Source organism: Humitalea rosea (assembly GCF_003253705.1).
Lineage (GTDB): Bacteria > Pseudomonadota > Alphaproteobacteria > Acetobacterales > Acetobacteraceae > Humitalea > Humitalea rosea.
The window spans coordinates 142,790-162,719 of record NZ_QKYU01000009.1 but is presented as its reverse complement, the minus strand read 5'-3'; the positions used below and the strand labels follow the sequence as shown (position 1 = coordinate 162,719).

Below are 19,930 nucleotides of genomic sequence, written 5' to 3'. Positions count from 1 at the left end.
CCATGCGCCTGAACGACCTGGCGCTGGGCGGGCTGAGTGCCACGCTCGGCACCGCGCTCCTGGTCGCATCGCTGCGCCTGCCCGGGGTACGAGGGCAGGAATTCGGCGCGGGCTTCTACCCGGCGCTGATCGGTGTGCTGACCATTGCGGCCGGTGCGGGGCTGATGCTCACCGGCTTGCGCCAGCGCGGCGTGCCCGCGCTGCGCCTGCCGGGGTGGTTCACTGACGGCTGGGCGGTGGCCAATGCCGCCATCCTCGCTGGTGCCATCGCGATCTTCGGGGCGTTCGGGGAAACCATCGGCTTCCTCCCCTTCGCCGTGGTGCTGTTGTTTGTCATTCAGTGGCGGCTGAGCATCCCGGCGCCGCGTGCGGCGTTGATCGCGGTGCTCGGCGCGATCGGCTTCCAACTGCTGTTCGGCAAGCTGCTGCGCGTGCCGCTGCCTCCTGGGCTGTTTGAGGGGCTGCTGTAATGGACGCCGTATTGCTTGCCTTCGAGCATGTCTTCTCGCCCGGCACGCTGCTGGTCATCGCGCTCGCGAGCTGCCTCGGCATCATCATCGGCGCCATGCCGGGGCTGACGGCGGTGATGGGCACGGCGCTGTTGGTGCCCTTCACCTTCTTCATGGATCCCGTGCCGGCGATCGCGGCTATTGTCTCGCTCAGCGCCATGGCGATCTTTGCCGGCGATATTCCGAGCGCCCTGGTCCGCATCCCCGGCACGCCCGGCTCGGCCGCCTATTGCGACGAGGCCTACAAGATGACCTTGAAGGGCGAGCCCTGGCGCGCGCTCGGCATGTGCATGGCGGCCTCCTCCATCGGCGGCGTGTTCGGTACCATCGTGCTGATCGTCGCGGCGCCGACTCTGGCGCTGTTCGCGACGAAGTTCTCCTCGCCCGAGTATTTCTGGCTCAGCCTGTTGGGGTTGACCTGCGCCGCCTTCCTTGCCGTCGGCTCGCCGCTGCGGGGGCTGCTGGCGCTGCTGCTTGGCTTGTTCCTTTCTGCCGTGGGCATCGACATCGCGACCGGCATTACCCGCTTCGCCTTCGGCTCGACGGAGCTGATGGGGGGCGTTGATTTCGTGCCTGCTCTGATCGGATTCTTCGCGATCCCCGAATTGGTGCGGCTGGTGACCTCCCATGCCGAGACGCGACCAAAAGTGCCGAAATACGACGGCATGTTCCGTGGCCTCGGGCGCGACGTCTGGAGGTACAAGCGGCAGATCCTGCGCGGCAACATCGTCGGCACCCTGATCGGCGCATTGCCTGGCGCGGGCGCGGATATCGCGGCCTGGGTCTCCTACGCGCTCAGCCGGAAGCTCTCGAAGCAGCCTGAAAAATTCGGCACCGGCCATGTCGAAGGGCTGGCCGAGGCCTCAGCCTCCAACAACGCCGCCCTTGGCGGGGCCTGGGTGCCCACCATCGTCTTCGGCATCCCCGGTGATTCCATCACCGCCATCGTGATCGGCGTTCTTGTGCTGAAAGGGATGGAGCCGGGGCCGTCGATCTTCATCAAGACACCGGACCTGATCTACGCTGTCTTCATCGTCTTCATCCTGGCGAACCTGTTGATGGTGCCGCTCGGCTGGATGGTGATCCGGGCCTCGCGCCACATCCTCTCGGTGCCGCGCGGCACCATCGCCGCCTTTATCCTGGTGGCCTGCATCATCGGCAGCTACGCGATCAACAATGCGCTGTTCGATGTCGGGCTGATGCTGGCGATGGGCGCGCTCGGCTGGTTCATGGAGGAGAACGACATCCCGGTCGCACCCGCCGTCCTCGGCCTGGTGCTTGGCAAGATGGTCGAGTTCAACTTCGTGCAGACCATGATGAAGGGCGAGGGCGATCCCCTGACGCTGGTCGCCCGCCCCATCGCCGGCATTCTGGCCGCGGTGGTCATCGGGTTGTGGCTGTTCACCGCCTGGCAGGCAGTACGGCGGAGACCGGCCCATGCCTGACGACTTTCCGATCATCGACGCGCATCATCATTTCTGGGACCTCGCGCACAACCCGCATCCCTGGCTGCGCGACCTGCCGATGATCCCGTTCCGCTATGGCGACTATAGCGCGCTTCGGGGCCGCAACTTCCTGCCCGCCGATTACGATGCGCTGGTCGGGCCGCACAACATCGTCGCCACCGTGACGATGGAGGGCGAATGGGACCCCGCCGACCCCTTGGGCGAAAGCCACTGGATGCAGGCGCTGGCCGAGGCCACCAGCCGCCCCGCCGCCCATGTCGCCCAGGCCTGGGTGGACCGGGATGATGGCGGCAGCGTGCTCGCGGCACTGGAACGCATCCCGCTGGTGCGCGGCATTCGCCACAAGCCGCGCAGCGCCGCCGCGCCACACCTCGTGCAGCGCGGCGCGCCGGGCTCGATGGGCGATCCGCGCTGGCGCGCGGGCTATGCGCGGCTTGCCGAGCACGGGCTGCACTTCGAATTGCAGACACCATGGTGGCATTTGGACGAGGCGGTGGATCTGATCGCCGCCAACCCCGCGACCCCGCTGGTGCTGAACCATGCCGGGCTGCCGGCGGATCGCAGCCCTGCCGGGCTCGCCGGCTGGCGCGCGGCGATGCGGCGGCTGGCCGAGGCACCACAGGCCAGCGTGAAGATCTCCGGCATCGGCCTGCCTGGCCGGCCTTGGACGGTGGAGGACCAGCGCCCGGTCATCGAGGACTGCATCGAGATCTTCGGCTGGCAGCGCTGCCTTTTTGCTTCGAACTTCCCGGTCGATGGCCTCTGCGGCAGCTTCGAGACGATTTTTTCCGGCTTCCGGCAGGTGGCCGCCGGGCTGCCGCTCGAACAGCAACGCGCGATGTTCCACGACAATGCCGTCCGGATCTACCGGCTGACGCGTTAGCCGCGCCCACCCGCCAGCCGTGCCGCATCGCGGCTGCGGCCCAGCCGAAGCATCGCGACGCAGCCGAGCGCAGGCCCCACCGCGAGCATAGCGAAGGCGCCACTCCACCCCGCCCATGCGACCAGCGGCGGCATCAGATGAATGGTGATGAGGGTGAGCGCGAAGCCGAGGCTGGTCTGCACCGTGAGCATCGTGCCGGTCAGCCCAGGCTCCGCAAGTTCGGTGATGCTGGCTGAGAACTGCGCGGAATCAGCCACCACCGCGACGCCCCAGACCAGGCAGAGCGCCGTGGTCAAAGCCGGATGCACCCCGAACAGCGGCCCGGCGAGAAGGCAGCACGCGCCCGAGACCGCCATCGCCCCCACCGTCACGCGAACCCGGCCGATGCGGTCGGCCAGGAAGCCCGCGCCAATGCATCCCGCCGCGCCCGCAGCGATCACGGCGAAGGTCGCCAAGGCAGCCTCCGACGCATCCCCGCCGGCACCGCCCCGCCATACGGCAAAGCTCGCGGAGAGGTAGAGCCCGACCCAGGTCCACATGGCGTAGAGCTCCCACATGTGGCCGAGGTAGCCGAGGGTGGCCAGCCGGGTGCCGCGATTGCGCCAGAGCCGCAATGCCGCCGCCGGCTCGAAGGGTGGCGCCGGCGCGTGCCGGGGGCCAAGCCGCACCCGTGCCATCAGCGCGGCCCCGGCCAGGGCGCCCGCCGAGGCGCTGCCCAGCGTCAGCCGCCACTCGAGCCCGCCGAAGGCGTTGACCAGATGCGGAAACGCCGAGCCGAGGGTGAGGCCACCGACCAGTAGCCCGACGATGACGCCCGTGTCGTTCCGATCGGCCCAGCCCACCGCCAGCTTCATCCCTACCGGATACACCCCCGCCAGCGCCATGCCGGTCGCGAAGCGCGCCACAACGGCGGCCTCCGCCCCGAGCGGCTGCAGCAGGATCGCGCCATTGGCCACCGCGCCCCCGATCGCGGCGGCGGCAAACACCCGGCGGGGGTCGAAGCGGTCCGCCAGGGCCAGCGCCGCGCTGATCAGCGTGCCGGCGACGAAGCCGGCCTGCACCGCGCTGGTGAGCAGCGCCTGGAAGTTGGCCGTCACCAGCGCACTCTCCCGCGCCATCCCCGGCCCCGCGGCGGTGCCCGAGAACCACAGCGACAGCGTCAACACCTGCGCCGCGGTAATCAGGGCGAGGTTGGTGGCCTTGCGGGACATGGGCGGGCTCCATCATCCCTCGATGAGGCGATCATGCGGCCAGCCCCTAGCCGCCGATAGAGGCCGACCAGCTTCCGCGCCTCTCCCGCCCAGCCATATTCGCCCGCGGCCGCGGCCCGCCCGGCCGCCCCCAGCGCCGCGCGCCGCGCCGGATCGTCCAGGGCGAGGATTGCCGCCGCCACCGCCGCCGCATCCGCGACATCCACCAGCAGACCGCATCGCGCACCACGCACCACCGTCGCGACCTCGGTGGCGAAACCCGGGGCGATCACCGGCACGCCGGCCGCCATGCAGTCGAACAGCTTATGCGGCAGCGCCAGGCGGTGGTTCTCGACGCCCGGCTGGAACAGCACGAGGCCGATGTCATGCCGCGCCGCCTCGGCCAACGCGGCCTCGGCCGGCATCCAGCCGGTCAAGGTGATGCGATCCTCGACCCCGAGGGCCCTGGCGCGGGCGAAGAAGGCGGCCTCGCTGCCATCGGTGAAGCGCCCGAGCAGGGTCAGCGTCGCACCGGCCGGCGATCGCGCCAGAATCTCGGGCAGCAGCAGCGCCCCACGCGACGCGCCGAGCGCGCCCAGATGCAGCAGCCGCAGCGGCCCGGGACCGTGGCTGCGGGGGGCGATGGCCGGCACGGCGGCGTAGTTGCGCACCGCGACGATGCGCGCGGGGTCGCCGAAATCCTCCGCCAGCCCATCCTTGGCGACGACCACCGCATCCGCCCCCCAGGCGGCGATGCGGCAGGCGAGCCGGATCGCGCCCCGCGCCCATGGCCTTGCCCAGCCCGGCACCCGCCCGTCCAGGCGGGAGGGGTAGTGCTCATGCACATCCAGCACGACCCGCGCCCCCGAAAACCGCGCGGCCAGCAAAGCGACGAACCAGGCATCGGGTTCGGAGGCATGCAGCACCGCCGCCCCCGACCGCATCGCCCGCCGCAACAACCCCGGCAGCCGTGCGAGGCGCCCACGCCCCGGCGGGTAGGGACGCAGCGCCACCCCGGCGACCATCGCCGGCACCGCGCCCGCCGACGGCGCGATATGCGTGACGCGCCAGCCGGCCGCGGCCAGCGCGGCGCCTTCCTTGCGGACCACCCTGGCGTCATCCGGCGGATGCTCGGCGGAGAGCATCACCACGAGCGGGATCAGGCCAGAACCTCCCGCAGATGCGCCACCATCCGCGCGCCGGCCTGCCCGTCCCAGAGCGGAATGGGCAGGGGCGGCACCATCGGGCGCGCCAACACCGCCGCCGCGGCCGCCGGCAATTCGGAGGGCGTCACCAGACGGTTCCCGCCCAGAGTGACGGGGCGCTCGGTCGAATCCCGCAAGGTCAGGCAAGGCAGGCCGAGGGCAGCCGCCTCCTCCTGCACGCCCCCGCTATCGGTCGCGGCCAGCCGGGCATGGGCCAGCAGCCCGATGAAATCGAGGTAGGCCTGCGGCGGAAGGGCCAGCAGCCCCTCGGGCAGGGCACGCCCACCGAGCCGCGCGGCAGTGCGCGGATGCACCGGCCAGGCAAGCGGCAGGCTCTTGGCGACCTCCCCCAGCGCCGCCACCAACGTCTCCAGCACGGCCGGATCATCGACGTTGGAGGGGCGGTGCAGGGTGACGATGCCATAGCCCCCCGGCCGCAGCCCCGCCGGGAGCGGCCGCTGGCGCGCCGCAGGCAAGGCGCGGAACAGGCTGTCCACCATCGCATTGCCGACGGCGCGGACGGCGTCCGGCGGGTGGCCCTCCCGCAGCAGCCGGGCCGCGGTGTCGAGGTCGGGCGCCCAAAGCAGATCCGAGATCGCATCCACGGCGCGGCGATTGATCTCCTCCGGCATCAGCCGGTCATGGGATCGCAGCCCGGCCTCCAGGTGCGCCACGCGCAGACCGAGCTTGCGGGCCGCGAGTGCTGCGGCCAGCGTGCCGTCCACATCCCCTGCCACGACCACAAGATCGGGGCGTTCGGCCCGCCAGGCCGCCTCGGCGGCGATCATCGTATGCCCGGTCAGCGCCGCATGCCCCCCGCCGGCCGCGACGCCGAGGGCGATATGCGGCGCCGGCAGGCCGAGGTCGGCCAGATGCTGGCCGAACATCGCGGCGTCATGATGCTGCCCGGTGTGCAGCAGCCGCGGGCGGCAGAAGGCGGGGGTCTCGGCCAGCGCGTGCCACAGGGCGGCGATCTTCGGCAGGTTGGGCCGGGCGGCGACGACCAGATGCAGCAGCGGCAGGCTTGTAACTCCTCCACTCATGCGGCGGCGGCCTCGACCGCGGCGACGAAGTCTTGCGCGAGCTTCAGCCGCCCCCACTGCCGCACCGCCTGCTGGCGCCCGGCCTCGCCCAGGGCGCGGCGGCGGGCAGGGTCATCGGCCAGGGCCAGCAAGGCGGCGGCAAAGGCGGCGTGGTTGTTGGGCGGCGTTGCGATGCCGCAGGGGCCAACAGCCAGGATCCGCGCCGCGCGCCCCTCCATGTTCGCGACCACGGGCAGCCCGGCGGCCATGTAGTCCATGAGCTTGTTGGGCGAGGTCCATTCGGCGAATTCCGGCACCGGCGCCAGGCATTGCAACCCGATCTGGCTGCCCGCCAGCAGCCCGGCCAGCCGGGTCTTCGGCATCGGCTCCAGGAAGGTGACGTTCCGCAGCCCCACCGCCCGTGCCATCAACCCCGCCTTCTCGCCCCCGGTGCCGACCAGCACGATGCGGACCCGCCGATCCCCCCAGGTTTGCAGGATCGAGGCAGCATTCAACAGCAATTCCAGCCCGTTCGCGCGGCCATGCGCCCCGGCATAGACGGCCAGGATCTCGCATGAAGCCGCCTCGGCCGGCCGCCAGGGGATGATATGCGGCCCGAACAGGTCGAGGTCGCAGCCATTCGGCACCACATGGACGCGGGCTGCCCCGCGCGCCCGCGCGGTCTCGGCCATGCCATCGCTCAGCGCGATCACCGCGGCGGCGCGGCGACAGGCGGCATTGGCCAGCGGCTCCATCGCCGCCAGCACCGGGCCGGGAACGCTGGCCCCGGTGTGCGTGCCGCGCGACCAGGCGGAGATCGCACGGGGCAGTTCCGGCCAGGGATCGCGGATCTCGAAGACGAAGGGGGTGCCACGGCGGCGTTTCGCCCAGAGCGCGGGCAAGGCGACCGTCAGCGGGGTGGAGGACGCGATGATGACATCCCAGGCGCCCTTCGTCGGCCGGACGGCGAGCCGCGCCGCCGCCAGGGCAAACCGCAGGAAGGCGAGCATGCGTGCCGCGAACCCCTGGGCGTTGCCGCAATGGATGGCGAATTCCACCACCTCGACCGGCCCGACCCGGCCACTGCGCCGCCCGCGCCGATAGCGGCCGGTGAGTCCCGTGACCGCGCCCTCATAGGCGCCACAGGCGATGGTGACCTTATGCCCCGCCGCCGCCAGGGCGGTGGCCATGGCATGCGCACGCGTGGCCGTTGCCCCGCTCGGCTGCGAGAAATGCTGGTGCAGGTACAGGATGCGCAAGGTCAGCCACGCCAGCAGCCACGAATGGCCTCGATCACCCGCGCCTGCTGCGCCGGCTCCATGCCGCTGCCGGAGGGCAGGCACAGGCCCCGCTCGAACAGCGAGGTCGCCACGCCGGCATTGCCGAACAGCGAGGCACCACGGAAGGCGGGTTGCAGGTGCAGCGGCTTCCAGACCGGGCGGCTCTCGATGCCGATCAGCTCAAGCGCCCGGCGCACCGCCTCGCGCTCGGCGCCGAAGCCATGTGGATCGATCATGATCACCGACAGCCAGCGCGTGGAGCGGCCCCAGGCGGGCTCGGGCATGAAGGTCAGCCCCGGCAGGTCGTGCAGGCCGGTGACGTAGCGCTGGAAGATCGCCCGCCGTGCCGATACCCGCGAGTCCAGCGCGCTGAGTTGGGCGAGGCCGACCGCGGCCAGGACGGAGGAGAGGCCGTAGGAATAGCCCGTCGTCTCATGCTGGTAATGCGCCGCAGTCTCCTTGGCCTGGCTGCCGAGGAAGCGGGCGCGGGCCACCAGGTGCTCATCCTCCGAGCACAGCACCCCGCCGCCCCCGGCGGTGATGATCTTGTTGCCATTGAAGGAGAAGACCGCGAGCCGCGCCCCCGCCCCCGCCTGGCGGCCGCGATGCAGGGCACCCAGCGCCTCGGCGCTGTCGGACATCACCGGCACGCCCCACCGATCACAGGCGGCAACGATCGGCTCCAGGTCCGCGCATTGGCCGTAAAGATCGACCGGCACCACCATCCGCGGCAGCCGCCCGCGCGCCGCTGCCGCCTGCAACGCCGTGCGCAGCACATTCGGGTCCATGGTCCAGGAGCCCGGATCGACATCCAGGAAGCGAGGAGTCGCGCCCATCTGCACCGCCGGCGCGATGGTGGCGACGAAGGTGAGGGTGCTGGTCCAGACCTCATCCCCCGGCGCCAGATCGAGCACGCGATAGCCGAGGTGCAGCGCCGCGGTGCCGGAGGCGACGGCCGCGACATGGGAGAAGCCGGTGGCGCGGCTGACCGCGGCCTCGAAGGCCGGCAGCATCGGACCGGCCGGCGCGACCCAGCCGGAATCCAGCGTTTCGCGCAGCGCCTCCATCTCGCCCCCGGCCAGATGCGGTGGGGAGAGGTGCAGCCTTGGCACGGCCTTGCCGGGAAAGCGGATGACGGCGGAATCGGTGCCCCGCGGAGGACCAAACTCCGGGTCGGGCAGCAGGTTCAGGCTCATGTGAGTGGCGCCTCCCGGTCGCGACACGCGGGGTCGCGCCACATACATCAACTTATCGTGAGGTAGAGATCAAGCACGTTATGCAACCAGAAGTAAATTTTCTTCCAGGCCCTGCGCCGGCGCTTCCCGCCCTGGTTGGGGCAGCGGCCGCGTCAGTCCTTCGCCCCGGCATCGAAACGCGGCATGGTGGCATGGCCGGGCGCGGTTACGCCTTTGCCCCCCAACAGCACGGCCAGCGTGCCGGCGAAGGCCAGGACGTCGGCCCGCAGCCGTGGGGGGGTTTCGGCATAGCAGGCATCGGCCTCCAGCCGCGCCGCCCAGGGCACGGCATTGCGGCCCAGCGCCTGTGCCGGGCCGGCGAGGCCGGGCCGCACCCGCAGCCGCAGCGCCTGACGCGGGCTGTAGTGCGGCATGTAGTCGGGCGGCAGCGGCCGTGGCCCGACCAGGCTCATCTCGCCACGCAGGACATTCACGAGCTGCGGTAGCTCATCGAGCGCGGAAGCGCGCAGCCATGTCCCGAACCCGCCGAGGCGCGCCGCATCCGCCCCCGGCCCCATCGCCATGGAGCGGAATTTCAGGATGGTGAACCCGACCCCATCCCGGCCGGCCCTGGTCTGCCGGAACAGGACCGGCCGGCCCAGCACCGCCAGCACAGACAGCGCCACCGTGGCCGCGAGGGGCGCCAACAGCACCAGCAGCACACCCGCCACCGCGATATCCAGCGCCCGCTTGCTCCAAAGGGCGTAGGGACCCGCCTCAGGCATCCGCATCGGAGTCCACCCCGAGCCCGAGCAACAACCCCGCCGCCAGCCAGACCATGCGGTTGCCCATGTCCGTTGAAACCAGGGCCGATACCGCGACCGGCAGGGCCAATGCCGCCACCTGCGCCGCCCGCAACGGCGCCACCCGCCGCAGCCGCAGCGCCGCCACCAGCACGGCGCCGCCGAAGCAGGACAGCCAGAGGATCAGCCCCGGCCAGCCGCCCTCCACCATCGCCTCAAGCAGGTGATTGTGCGGGTAGCGACCGCGCCACTCGCCGAACCCCGCCGCGATCGGGAAGGAGGCGGTGCCGACCCCGATCGGGGACGCCGCCCCCGCCACCCGCATCGCCTCAGTCCAGAGCCAGGGCCGGGCCGAGGCATCCAGCCCGCCCGAGGTGAACCGTTCCAGCGTGCGGAAGCCGGTCGCTGTGGTCGGGTTCAGGAACAGCAGCGCAAGCCCGGCCGCCCCGCCCCCGATGGCCAGCACGACCCAGCCCAGCGCCGCCCGCGGCTGGTCGCGGCCCCAGAACCACACGGCCGGCGCCAGTGTGGCGGCCAGTGCCAGCCCGGCCAGCCCGGCCCGCCCCCCCGGCAGCAGCGCCGCGACCGCCAGCAGCAGCGCCAGCCCGAGCCAGACCAGCCGCCACATCCCCCGCCGCCGCACGGCGCCCACCGCCGCCAGGGCCGCCGCCGAGGCGATGGCCAGGCCGGCGATCTGGTACTGCACCCGCGTCGCATCCGGCCGCGCATCCACGGCCCCGCCAAGCACCACTGCCCCCGTCGCCAGCCCCCAGGCCACCGCGGCGCCGACCAGCACCCCAATCCCCAGCGTCGCCGCCGAAAACAACCGAAGCGCGCGCATATCCGCGGCGATCACCAGGCCCGCCAGCAACATGGCGGGGCCAAGCACCACCATCTCCGGCAGCTTGATCGCGAGCATGGGGCGCGAGGCGCTCCAGAGTCCGGCAAGGGTGAACCATAGCCAGAGCCCCGCAGCCCCGGCCAGCGGCAGCGCGAGTGTGCGGGACAGCCGCCACCGCCGCCCCGCCGCCAGCAGCGCCAGGGCCGGGATGGCCACCGCGCCAGCCACCAGGGTCAGGTCGAAGGGCATCGATGCCAGCGGCGGGGCCGATTTCAGCGCGCCCCCGAAATGCATCGCCGCCACCGGCAGTGCCGCCAGGGCAAGCCCCGGGGTCCATCCGGCGAGGCGCCCCGGCCTCACCGGCTGGGCAGCGGCTGGGGTGCGGGCGGGGTGCGGAGCAGCACCAGGCAGGCCGCCCCCACCAGCACCGCCATGGGCAGCGCCACCGCCAGCAGCAGCAGCAGCAGCGAGCGGTTGGGGATGGAGGGGCGGATCTCCACCACTGGGGCGGACACCATCCGCGCCGCCACCGTCTCATCCGAACGCAGCACCGCCAAGGCCCGCTGGTGTTGCGCGACCAGTTCATAGAGCGGCACCCGCTGGAACACGTCGCGCTCGGTCGCCGCCCGCGCCTCCAGCACCGAAAGCCTGCGCTCCACGAGCCCGGCCAGCCCGGCACGGACATGCGCCTCGGCGAAGTCGTGCAGCCGGACCAGCAGGTCCAGCGCCACATCGCGGTCCGGGTATTGCAGGTCGAGGTTCCAGGTGGTGGCCACCAGCGACTGCGTCACCGCGAGGCGCCGTTCGAGATAGGTTTGCACATCATCCCGGTCGGCCTGCATGCGCAGGCCGAGGGCATCGCGGACCCGCCCCGCGAACCCATCGCCACGGCGCCGGGTGATGTCGGCGAGGATGGTCGTCTCCGCCGCCAGCATCGCCGCGGCTTCCGGGCTGCGCAGCGCGGAGAGGTAGATCGCGAAATTGCCGGTCGGCCGCGTGTCGAACAGCCCGGCCCCGCCTTGGGACAGCGACAGCGTGGCGATGAGGGTGGACACCGCGAGGCCGGTGCTCTCGGCCGGCGCCACGACGGCCGAGGCGACGTAGCTGCGCGGCCAGGCCAGCACCAGGCTCGCCGCCCCGGTATAGCCGATGAGGATCAGCGCCAGCAGCCACAGCCGCATGCGCCAGACTCCACGCAGAAGCTGGTCGAGCGGCATCAGCCCGCCGCCCCAGGGAGCGCGATCTCGGTGACGATCCGCGCGACCGGCACGCGGGCGCGCAGGGTCAGCACCAGCGCGGGGCGCACGATGCCGTAGGCGGGGCTTTCGTGGCCGGCTTCGATGGCGATGGTGCAGGGCGTATCGGCCGTGAGGCGCAGCCGGCCATGGGGCCCGGCGGCACCATCCGCCATCGCCTCCCATTTGCCGCCCAGGCGCCAGCGCAGCACTGCCTCCTGGAACGGGCCGGCAAGCCGGTCCTCCACCCGCCAATCGCGGCCGGCCACGGCGATGCGGCGTTCGTGGCGGCAGCCCGTGTGATCGATGATGGCGGCACCATCGGGCAGGGTCTCGGTCCGCGGCCAGGCGGCGAAGAGGAAGCGTCCGGCACGGGGCATCTGGTCCCGCCCGTCGAAGGCGATGGTGTTATGTGCCGAGGTGCCGGGGAAATACCCCAGCCACCAGCGGTCGGCTGGGGCGGGGTTGTAGGCGCCGGTACCGCCATCCCGCAGCAGGGCATGCGGCCCGTCCCACAAATCCAGGTGCAGCAGATCGGCATGGGCGGGGCGGAAGCGGATCGGGCCGCTGCGCAGCACCGCACGCGCGCCCTGGCTGGCCCAACCACGCAGCCCGGCGGCAGACCAGGCGCCGGGGTCGGGCATCGGGCCACCCACGAACATCTCCCAGGCGCGGGAGACGCTGGCGCGCGCATCCTCCGGCCCCGCCCCGGCGCGATCGGCGAAGGCGGAGCCGTCGCAATGGCCGATGCGGGGCAGGGCACCGGTCGCGGGACAGGTCAGCCGCGCCAGCCAGCGCGTGGCTGCCGCCGCGCGGGCGGCAAAAGGCGCGGGGAAGGGCACCGCGCCATGGCGGCGGCGCAGCGTTTCCACCGCCCAGAGCACATCCAGCAACAGCCGCTGATACTGCGGCGAAACCGGCGCGAAGGTGCCATCCACCGAGACCAGCCGCGCCAGCAGCCGCGCCAACCGCCCGCCGCCCCGCGGCCGACGGCCCAGCAGCAGGTCGCAGGCGAAAAGCCCGGCGGCCTCGCTCACCGGGTGGTTGTTGTCCTGCGCCAGCGCATAGGCGGGCGTCGCCTCGATCCGCCTCGCATGCTGGCCGATCAGCCGCCGCAGCCCCGGGCCGGGCGGCCCCTGCAGCGCCAAGGCGATATGCAGCACGCGCAGCGCGGCCTCCTGCCCGCAGGCCCAGTTCGGGCCGCGGAACGGCGGATTGGCGGCGACCCAGCCGGCGAGCAGCGCCTCGGCCTCCTCGGCGGCGAGGTGCTGCAGCGCGCCGAGGCGACTGGCCTCCCACACCGGCCGCACATCGCCCGGCGCGAACAGATCCATCCCCATCGCCGGGGCGCCTGCATCGAAGGGGCCGTGCCAGTCGCGCGGCGCCGCCGGGGCGGCTTGGATGAAGAAGGGGCGCTCGGCCGGAGCCTCGTCGCGGAGCGAACCGGCGGTTGCGCGGTGCCACGCGTAAAGCACCACCGCCCGGGGGCCGAGCCGCCACGCGGCGTCGGCAAGCAGCCAGGATCGCGGCCGCCCCCGCGTTGCCCCGCTGGGGTGCGCCATGATCGGGGGCGCGACTCCCGCGCTCAGCTCACCAGGGGGAAGCATTCTGCCCGTTTGTAGAACATAACCTCCGATCATGCACACTTTTCCGTGATCGCGTGTAGGTTGCGGTGGGGCTGGGGATTCGAGCCGATGCGGGCAGCGCTTTGGGGGTTCGTTCTGGGGGCGGCGGCTTGGAGCATGGCTGCGGTGGCGCAGCCGGCACCGGCGCCCCTGCCGTCGGGCGCGGGATATCTCTCGGCGCCGCAACTGCCGGCGATGCTGCCGGGCGGGGTGACGCTGCCCAACCTCTCGCCGCAGTCACAGCAGGAGATTCTGCAACGCATCCTGGATGCGGCCGGGGGCCGGGCCGTCTCACCGCCGCCGCCGCCTTCCCTCGCCGCACCCGTGGCCCTGCCGCTGCCGGTCGTGCCTGTGGCGCAGCCCCTCGCCCCACCGCCGCCGCCGACCGAACCGCTCTCCGGCAGCGAAGCCTATTTCGCCGCCCGGCTCGACGGCGGCCTGCGGCAGTTCGGCTACGACATCTTCCGCGGCATGCTGCCCCAGGGGCCGGCCTCGGGCGCCTTGCCGGATGACTACATCCTCGGCCGCGACGATGAGGTGCAGGTCGCCATCCGCGGCCGCACCCGCGCCGCCCATAGCCTGCGCGTCACCCGGGACGGCACCCTGCTGCTGCCCGACCTGGCCCCCTTTCCCGCCGCCGGGCGGACGCTGCGGGACCTGCGCGCCGAGATCGAGGCGCGGGTCCAACGCGAGCTGGGCGGGTCGGAGGCTTTCGTCTCCATCGGCCAGCTCCGCCAGATGGGGGTGTTGACGGCGGGCGAGGTGGTCCGCCCCGGCGTGCAGCCGCTGCCTGCCCTGGCCACCGTGCTGGACGCGCTGGGAGCCGCCAACGGCGTGCGCAAGACCGGGTCGCTGCGCGCGATCCGCGTCGAGGGACCGCGCGGGCCACGGCTCATCGATCTCTACCCCCTGCTGGTCGGGGAGGGAGGCAGCCCCGACCTGTCGCTGCGTGAGGGCGACCGGGTGATCGTCCCCGCCCTCGGCGGCGTCATCGCCATCGGCGGCGAGGTGACGCGGCCGGGAATCTTCGAGTTGCCGGCGGGGGCACGATCGGTGCCGCTGGCCGAGGCGTTGCGGCTGGCGGGGGAGCCGTTGCGCCCCGCCGGCAACCGCTTCCTGTTGCAGGGCACCGATAGCGGCGGACGGCGCGCGTTCAGCGAGATCGGCCTCGGCACCCTCGTCCGCCGCGGCGATGCGGTGCTGGTGCAGCCAATGGCCGATGTCCCCGCGGGGGCGATGCGCCTGGCCGGGCATGTCGCGGTGCCGGTCACACGGGCGGCGGGGCGCGGTGCCAGCCTGCAGGCGCTGCTGGCAGATTCGCGCCTGGTGCGGGCGGACCCCTATGTGCGTCTCGGCGTGGTCTGGCGCGTGGATGCGGGGACGCGGGCGCGGCGCTTCATCCCCTTCGACCTCGGCCGCGTGCTGCAACGGCACGCGGACCTGCCCCTGCGGGAGGAGGATGAGATCATCATCCTGGCGCAGCCGGATGTGCTGTGGCTCGCGAGCCCGCCGGTGCAGCATGCGCTGCGGGGCGAGGCCCCCGTGGCCGCCTCGGCCACCACCTGCCCGGCGCTCATGGCCCTGGCCATCGCGGCGCGATCGAGCCCGCAGCGCTTCGCCCATGCCCGAGGCGCGGGCTTCCCGGATATCGGCGAGCCGCCCTGCCCGCGCATCTTCCTCGAATACCCGACCCTGTTGCCCTTCCTGCTGGATACGGCGGTGCTGCTGACCGGGGAGGTGCGGCTGCCGGGCCTGTATCCGGTGCTGGATGACACCGGGCTCGACATGGTGATCGCCGCGGGCGGGGGCGTCACCGACACCGCCGATCTCGCGGCGATCGAGCACGCGCGCGAGCCGCTGGAACAGGCGGGCGCGATCCCGCTGCAACGCACCTTGCTGGACCTGCGCAGCCGCAACTTCGCGGCGATCCGCCTGTCGCCGCGCGATGCGGTGCGGGTGCCGCGCGGCTTCGGCGACCGCGACATCGGGCCGGTGACCCTGCTGGGCGAGGTGGTGCGGCCCGGCGTCTACGACATCCGCCGTGGCGAGCGCCTGTCGGAACTGCTGCTGCGGGCCGGGGGGCTGACGCCGCAGGCCTATGCCTATGGCACCGTGTTCACGCGGGAGAGCGTGCGGGTGCGGCAGCAGGACGGTTTTGCCCGCACCGCGCAGCAACTGGAACAGAGCCTGATCCAGGTCGCCGCCGGCCAGGCGGTCGCGGGCAGCCGCGCGGGCGGCGTCGATCTCGGCAGCGCCATCACGGCGGGGCGGGAGCTGGCCTCGGCGCTGCGCGAGGCGCGCGCGGCCGGGCGCATGGTGGTCGAGGCCAATCCGGTTGTGCTGGCCGCGCGGCCCGATCTGGACGTGCTGCTGGAGCCGGGCGACCTGATCGCTTTGCCGAAGCGGCCGAATGAGGTGACGGTGGTGGGGGCCGTGCTGAATGCCGGCAGCCTGCAATTCACCACCGGCTGGCGCGCCTCGGATTACGTGCAGGGGGCGGGGGGGCCGCAGCGCTTCGCCGACAACTCCCGCGCCTTCGTGGTGCTGCCGAACGGGCAGAGCGTGCCGGCCGGGCTCGGCTCCTGGCAGCAGGGGGGGCCGCCGGTGCCGCCGGGGTCGCTGGTGGTGGTGCCGCAGGACCCCTCGCCCTACGAGACCTGGGGGTTCATCCGCGATCTGACCCAGGTGTTCAGCCAGGTCGGGATTTCGGCGGCCGCACTGGCGGTGGTGGCGCGGGAGGCGGCGAAGTAGCGACGCCCTACCGCTTCCACACCCGGTCCAGCGCCACGAACCGGTTCACCACCAGCAGCAGTACCACGGTCAGCAGGATGGTCAGCGTGCTGATCGCATTGACGGTGTTCTCCAGGCTGAACGCCGCCTCGGCATAGATCCGGACCGGCAGCGTCTGCAGCCGCGCGGTGGTCAGGAAGGCCGTCACCGTCACCTCACCGAAGGAGATGAGGAACCCCAACAGCCCCGCCACGAATACGCCCGGCGCCAATTGGGGGAGCACGATGCGCGAAAACACCCGCACCGGCGGCGCGCCAAGCCCGCCCGCCGCTTCCTCCTGCGCCCGGTCCAGCGCGGCGACCGAAGCGCGCAGCATCGCCAAGGTGAAGGGCGCGACCAGCACCACATGCACCGCCAGCATCCCCAGGAACGGCGGGATGACGGTGAACCATTGCAGCAGCTTGAGCATGCCGAGCCCGATCGCGATTCCCGGCAGCGCCAGCGGCAGCATCAACGCCGCACCCAGCCCATGCCGCCCGCGGAAGGTGCCGCGCACCAGGGCGAAGGCGGCCGGCAGCGAGATCACCAGCGACACCGCCACCGCCGCCGCCGCCAGCTTGGCACTGGTCCAGGCATCGCCGAGGTAGCGCTCGTTCTCCCAGATCAGCCCGTACCATTTCCAGGTGAAGCCGCGGAACTGCGCCATCGTCGCCTGCGGCGTGTCGTTCACCGAGGCGACCGCCACCAGCACCAGCGGAAACAGCAACAGGAACAGGCCGAGGGCCAGCAGCAGGCGACCGGTCCAGGGGCCGATCGCCTCCATCACCGCGACCACGGCGCGCGGCACCACGATCGGCGCCCGCGCGCGCGTCTGGCTGAGCCATGGGGTGAACCGGCCGATCAGCCGCGACAGCAGCAGGGTGACAAGGATCGAGGCCGCCATCATCAGCACCGCCAGCGCCGAGGCCAGCGGGTAGTTCAGGTTTTCCAGCCCCTCGCGATAGACCACCATCGCCGAGACATAGACTTTTCGCCCCCCGACCAAGGTCGCCGAGACATAGGCGGTGGAGGCCAGCAGGAAGACGACCGTCAGCCCCGCCCGCAGCCCTTGCAGCGACAGCGGCAGGGTCACGCGCCAGAACGTCATGGCGGGGCCGGCACCGAGGCCGCCAGCGGCCTCCGCCAGCCGCGCATCCTGGCCGTCCAGCACATCGTAAAGCGCCAGCACCAGGAAGGGCATGAACACCTGCACCAGCGACAGCCCGACCGCGAACCAGCCGAACAGCAGGCTCGGCCGCGGCAGGCCGAAGGCCATGATGCCCTGCGCCAGCACCCCGGTCGGCGACAGCAGCAGGATGATCCCCAGCGACCGCACCACGACATTGGTCAGCAGCGGCACCAGCACGCAGGCAAACCCCAACGGCCGCCATCTGGCCGGCAGCCGCGTCAGCCACAGTGCCACCGGATAGGCCAGCACCGCCGAGGCCAGGGTCACGACCGCCCCCAGGGCCAGCGTGTGGAGGAAGGTGCGCCAGTAGAAGGCGTCGCCCAGCAGCTCCCCATATTGGGTGAAGGCGGGGACCAGGGACAGCGGCGCAAACGGCTCCACGCTGTCCTGCAGGCTCATCAGCAGCACGGCGCCGAGCGGGGCGGCGAAGGCCGCCAACAGCCACAGCGCATAGGGCAGCGCGCCGAGCGGCCCGCCGCCCCGGCGAAACATCAGCCGGCGATCTCACGCGTGAAACGGTTGGACCAGCGCGCCTGGTTGCGGATCACGAGGTCCCAGTCAAAGTCCACCAGCTTGTCCACGGCGGCCGGCCCCATCACCAGCTTGGCGGCCAATTCCGGCGGCAGCTCCACATTGTTCACCGTCGGCGAGTAATAGATGCGCTCGGCATAGGCGCGCTGGCAGGCCGGCGAGAGGTGCAGGTTCACCCAGGCATCGGCCAGCGCCTGCTTGGTCGTGCCGGTGGTGATGCAGGCGACGTTGGTCGCGACCGCCTGGCCCTCGGTGGGGTCGGCGATGATGATGTTCGGGTTGCGGGTCTCGGCATAGACGCGGGTGAAGGAGCCGAACTCGATGGAAGCCGCGCCCACCTCCTGGTCGAACATGGCATAGAGCTGGTCCTGGCTCGCCTGGATCGCGGCGAAGGGCTTCAGCGCCGCGATATGGGTGAAGGCGGGGTCGATGTTGGTCTCGCTGCCGCCCCAGATCTTGGCTGCCATCAGCAGCGCTGAGGTGCCCTGGGCGCCGGGGTAGGTCGGCCAGATGATCTTGCCCTTGAGGTCGTCGCGCCAGAAGTCGCGCCAGGAGGTCATGGGCGCGACCTTGCGCTTGTCATAGACGATGGTGACCGGGTTGAAGGCCACGCCATAGCCACCGAGCTTGGCCACCGGGTACAGATATGCGGCATTCGGGACATTGCCGGTGACATCCTGGGTCACGCCATCCTTCACCGCCTGCCGACTCTCGAAGATGTTCAGGTAGACGATGTCGAAGGATGGCCGGCCGCGCTCGGCATAGGCCCGTGCCCGGCGATCCGTGGTGCCGCCAAGGACGAAGTTGATCTTCACCCCATGCTGCTGTTCCAGCGGGGTCGCGACGAATTCGCGCAGGATGCGCTCCTGCATCCCGCCCCAGACGCCAACCGTCAGCTCATCGCCGCGGCGGATCTGGGCGACGGCATCCTGGCCCCAGATGACGGGGGCGGCGAGGGCGGCGCCGATCGCGGCGCGGCGAGAGATGAGGGCGGTCATGCGGCGGCTCCTGTCGTGGTGTCGTGGATCCAGGCGATGGCATCGGCTTCGGCGGCGACCCGCACCGGCTGGCCGGGCGCGAAGGCGGCTTCGGTCGAAGGGCGGATCACGCGCAGGCGGTGCGCGCCGGCGGTGACCTCATAGGCGATGGTGTCGCCGAGCCATGCGGCCTCGGCCACCACCGCCTCGATCGTCAGGGCGGCGTCGGAGGCGGCTCCGGCGGGCAGGAGCCGCAGCCGCGCCGCGCGCAGCACGAGATGGGTGGCGCCAGGGGGGGCGGGCAGGTTGATGCCCTCGGCCTGGAACCGCCCCGCATCGGCCCGCCCGGCGATGACGCTGCGCGAGCCCAGGAAGCCGGCGGTGAAAACATGCTGCGGCGCTTCGGACAGGCTGCGCGGATCGCTGCATTCCACCAGGCGCCCGGCCTGCATCACCGCGATCCGGTCGGCCAGCGCCAGGGCTTCCTCCTGGTCATGCGTCACGAACAGGGTGGTGATGCCGAGCCGGCGCCGCAGCCGGTCGATCTCCGACCGCATCTCTCCGCGCAGCGAGGCGTCGAGGTTCGACAGCGGCTCGTCCAGCAACAGCAGGTCGGGTTCGGTCACCAGGGCGCGGGCGAGGGCCACGCGCTGCTGCTGCCCCCCCGAAAGCTGCGACGGCCAGCGCTCGGCCAGCGCCACCAGCCCGACCATCTCGAGCGCGCGCCCGACCCGGACATCGCGTTCGGCCCGGCCGATATGCCGCATCTCCAGCCCGAAGCCGACATTGCCGGCGACAGTCATGTGGGGGAACAGCGCATAGGCCTGGAACACCATGCCGATGGCCCGCCGGTGTGCCGGCTCCCGTTCGATACGCCGGCCATCCAGGGTGATGGTTCCGGCATCCGGAACGACAAATCCCGCCACCATGCGCAAGGTCGTGGTCTTGCCGCAGCCGGAGGGCCCGAGCAGGGCGATGCACTCCCCGCGTCCGACTTCAAGCGACAGCGCATCGACCGCCGTCGCGGCGCCATAACGGCGTGTCAGGGAGGCGAGGATGAGGTGGGACATCAGCGCCAAGGATCACGCGGACGGGGGCGAAGCAAGCGCCTGCTGGCGAGGGTCCGACCGTGCCGCACCACGTTTGCCCAGGGACGCGGCAGCCCTGCCCAAGCCAGCGGCAGCAGCGATCCGGAGGCCTTGCACCCCGGCCGGCCCGGATCAGATGCAG

At 72.0% G+C, this 19,930-nt stretch carries 16 protein-coding genes; 4 read left to right on the top strand and 12 right to left on the bottom strand.

Going from position 1 to position 19,930, the window contains the following annotated elements; translation table 11 throughout:
* Nucleotides 1-2 precede the first annotated feature (2 nt).
* Genes C8P66_RS09735 through C8P66_RS09725 form a run of 3 tightly spaced genes read left to right on the top strand, consistent with a single transcriptional unit; the run spans nucleotide 3 to nucleotide 2,858 of the window.
* Complete coding sequence (locus C8P66_RS09735; RefSeq protein WP_111398047.1) at nucleotides 3-470, top strand: tripartite tricarboxylate transporter TctB family protein; 468 nt, start codon at nucleotides 3-5, stop codon at nucleotides 468-470.
* Nucleotides 470-1,954: a tripartite tricarboxylate transporter permease gene (locus C8P66_RS09730; RefSeq protein ID WP_111398046.1), complete on the top strand. Its 1,485-nt coding sequence runs from the start codon at nucleotides 470-472 to the stop codon at nucleotides 1,952-1,954. The genes C8P66_RS09735 and C8P66_RS09730 overlap by 1 nt, the downstream gene beginning before the upstream one ends.
* Entirely contained in the window at nucleotides 1,947-2,858 is a 912-nt protein-coding gene (locus C8P66_RS09725) for an amidohydrolase family protein (RefSeq protein WP_111398045.1), read from the top strand. Before C8P66_RS09730 ends, C8P66_RS09725 begins: the two co-directional genes overlap by 8 nt.
* Here the strand turns inward: C8P66_RS09725 and C8P66_RS09720 are convergent.
* The 9 genes from C8P66_RS09720 to C8P66_RS09680 form a co-directional block, all read right to left on the bottom strand.
* Nucleotides 2,855-4,069, bottom strand: a complete 1,215-nt coding sequence (locus C8P66_RS09720) for an MFS transporter (RefSeq protein WP_111398044.1) — start codon at nucleotides 4,067-4,069, stop codon at nucleotides 2,855-2,857. The genes C8P66_RS09725 and C8P66_RS09720 overlap by 4 nt on opposite strands.
* A complete protein-coding gene (locus C8P66_RS09715; protein ID WP_245903398.1) occupies nucleotides 4,039-5,193 on the bottom strand; it encodes a glycosyltransferase in 1,155 nt (384 codons plus the stop codon). Before C8P66_RS09715 ends, C8P66_RS09720 begins: the two co-directional genes overlap by 31 nt.
* A 14-nt stretch (nucleotides 5,194-5,207) precedes the next feature.
* Nucleotides 5,208-6,296, bottom strand: coding sequence for a non-hydrolyzing UDP-N-acetylglucosamine 2-epimerase (wecB, locus tag C8P66_RS09710; protein ID WP_211314095.1), 1,089 nt, complete (start codon nucleotides 6,294-6,296; stop codon nucleotides 5,208-5,210).
* On the bottom strand, nucleotides 6,293-7,534 hold the full coding sequence (locus C8P66_RS09705; protein WP_111398042.1) for a glycosyltransferase family 4 protein: 1,242 nt from the start codon (nucleotides 7,532-7,534) through the stop codon (nucleotides 6,293-6,295). Before C8P66_RS09705 ends, wecB begins: the two co-directional genes overlap by 4 nt.
* 2 nt (nucleotides 7,535-7,536) lie before the next feature.
* Nucleotides 7,537-8,751: a DegT/DnrJ/EryC1/StrS family aminotransferase gene (locus C8P66_RS09700; protein WP_211314094.1), complete on the bottom strand. Its 1,215-nt coding sequence runs from the start codon at nucleotides 8,749-8,751 to the stop codon at nucleotides 7,537-7,539.
* Between the two features lie 152 nt (nucleotides 8,752-8,903).
* Nucleotides 8,904-9,515 carry a sugar transferase gene (locus C8P66_RS09695; protein WP_111398078.1) on the bottom strand — a complete coding sequence of 204 codons (612 nt, stop codon included), beginning with the start codon at nucleotides 9,513-9,515 and terminating at the stop codon, nucleotides 8,904-8,906.
* Nucleotides 9,508-10,734, bottom strand: coding sequence for an O-antigen ligase family protein (locus C8P66_RS09690; RefSeq protein ID WP_146422788.1), 1,227 nt, complete (start codon nucleotides 10,732-10,734; stop codon nucleotides 9,508-9,510). Before C8P66_RS09690 ends, C8P66_RS09695 begins: the two co-directional genes overlap by 8 nt.
* Nucleotides 10,731-11,591, bottom strand: coding sequence for a hypothetical protein (locus C8P66_RS09685; protein ID WP_111398040.1), 861 nt, complete (start codon nucleotides 11,589-11,591; stop codon nucleotides 10,731-10,733). Before C8P66_RS09685 ends, C8P66_RS09690 begins: the two co-directional genes overlap by 4 nt.
* The gene (locus C8P66_RS09680) at nucleotides 11,591-13,087 is read right to left on the bottom strand and encodes a heparinase II/III family protein (protein WP_245903387.1); all 1,497 of its coding nucleotides are present in this window, start codon (nucleotides 13,085-13,087) and stop codon (nucleotides 11,591-11,593) included. The genes C8P66_RS09685 and C8P66_RS09680 overlap by 1 nt, the downstream gene beginning before the upstream one ends.
* A 216-nt stretch (nucleotides 13,088-13,303) precedes the next feature.
* Here C8P66_RS09680 and C8P66_RS09675 point away from each other — a divergent pair, with 216 nt between their 5' ends.
* A complete protein-coding gene (locus C8P66_RS09675) occupies nucleotides 13,304-15,985 on the top strand; it encodes an SLBB domain-containing protein (protein ID WP_245903385.1) in 2,682 nt (893 codons plus the stop codon).
* Between the two features lie 7 nt (nucleotides 15,986-15,992).
* Here the strand turns inward: C8P66_RS09675 and C8P66_RS09670 are convergent, their stop codons facing one another.
* Genes C8P66_RS09670 through C8P66_RS09660 form a run of 3 tightly spaced genes read right to left on the bottom strand, consistent with a single transcriptional unit; the run spans nucleotide 15,993 to nucleotide 19,770 of the window.
* Nucleotides 15,993-17,684 carry an ABC transporter permease subunit gene (locus C8P66_RS09670; RefSeq protein ID WP_111398038.1) on the bottom strand — a complete coding sequence of 564 codons (1,692 nt, stop codon included), beginning with the start codon at nucleotides 17,682-17,684 and terminating at the stop codon, nucleotides 15,993-15,995.
* Nucleotides 17,684-18,721, bottom strand: a complete 1,038-nt coding sequence (locus C8P66_RS09665; protein ID WP_111398037.1) for an extracellular solute-binding protein — start codon at nucleotides 18,719-18,721, stop codon at nucleotides 17,684-17,686. Before C8P66_RS09665 ends, C8P66_RS09670 begins: the two co-directional genes overlap by 1 nt.
* A complete protein-coding gene (locus C8P66_RS09660) occupies nucleotides 18,718-19,770 on the bottom strand; it encodes an ABC transporter ATP-binding protein (RefSeq protein ID WP_111398036.1) in 1,053 nt (350 codons plus the stop codon). The genes C8P66_RS09665 and C8P66_RS09660 overlap by 4 nt, the downstream gene beginning before the upstream one ends.
* Between the last annotated feature and the right edge of the window lie 160 nt (nucleotides 19,771-19,930).

Excerpts from the sequence above, each read along its gene's own strand:
- C8P66_RS09730 (WP_111398046.1), top strand. The coding sequence starts at position 470 with ATGGACGCCGTATTGCTTGCCTTCGAGCATGTCTTCTCGCCCGGCACG.
- C8P66_RS09715 (WP_245903398.1), bottom strand. The coding sequence starts at position 5,193 with ATGCTCTCCGCCGAGCATCCGCCGGATGACGCCAGGGTGGTCCGCAAG.
- C8P66_RS09735 (WP_111398047.1), top strand. The coding sequence starts at position 3 with ATGCGCCTGAACGACCTGGCGCTGGGCGGGCTGAGTGCCACGCTCGGC.
- C8P66_RS09675 (WP_245903385.1), top strand. The coding sequence starts at position 13,304 with ATGCGGGCAGCGCTTTGGGGGTTCGTTCTGGGGGCGGCGGCTTGGAGC.
- wecB (WP_211314095.1), bottom strand. The coding sequence starts at position 6,296 with ATGAGTGGAGGAGTTACAAGCCTGCCGCTGCTGCATCTGGTCGTCGCC.
- C8P66_RS09665 (WP_111398037.1), bottom strand. The coding sequence starts at position 18,721 with ATGACCGCCCTCATCTCTCGCCGCGCCGCGATCGGCGCCGCCCTCGCC.
- C8P66_RS09725 (WP_111398045.1), top strand. The coding sequence starts at position 1,947 with ATGCCTGACGACTTTCCGATCATCGACGCGCATCATCATTTCTGGGAC.
- C8P66_RS09720 (WP_111398044.1), bottom strand. The coding sequence starts at position 4,069 with ATGTCCCGCAAGGCCACCAACCTCGCCCTGATTACCGCGGCGCAGGTG.
- C8P66_RS09700 (WP_211314094.1), bottom strand. The coding sequence starts at position 8,751 with ATGAGCCTGAACCTGCTGCCCGACCCGGAGTTTGGTCCTCCGCGGGGC.
- C8P66_RS09660 (WP_111398036.1), bottom strand. The coding sequence starts at position 19,770 with ATGTCCCACCTCATCCTCGCCTCCCTGACACGCCGTTATGGCGCCGCG.
- C8P66_RS09685 (WP_111398040.1), bottom strand. The coding sequence starts at position 11,591 with ATGCCGCTCGACCAGCTTCTGCGTGGAGTCTGGCGCATGCGGCTGTGG.
- C8P66_RS09670 (WP_111398038.1), bottom strand. The coding sequence starts at position 17,684 with ATGTTTCGCCGGGGCGGCGGGCCGCTCGGCGCGCTGCCCTATGCGCTG.
- C8P66_RS09695 (WP_111398078.1), bottom strand. The coding sequence starts at position 9,515 with ATGCCTGAGGCGGGTCCCTACGCCCTTTGGAGCAAGCGGGCGCTGGAT.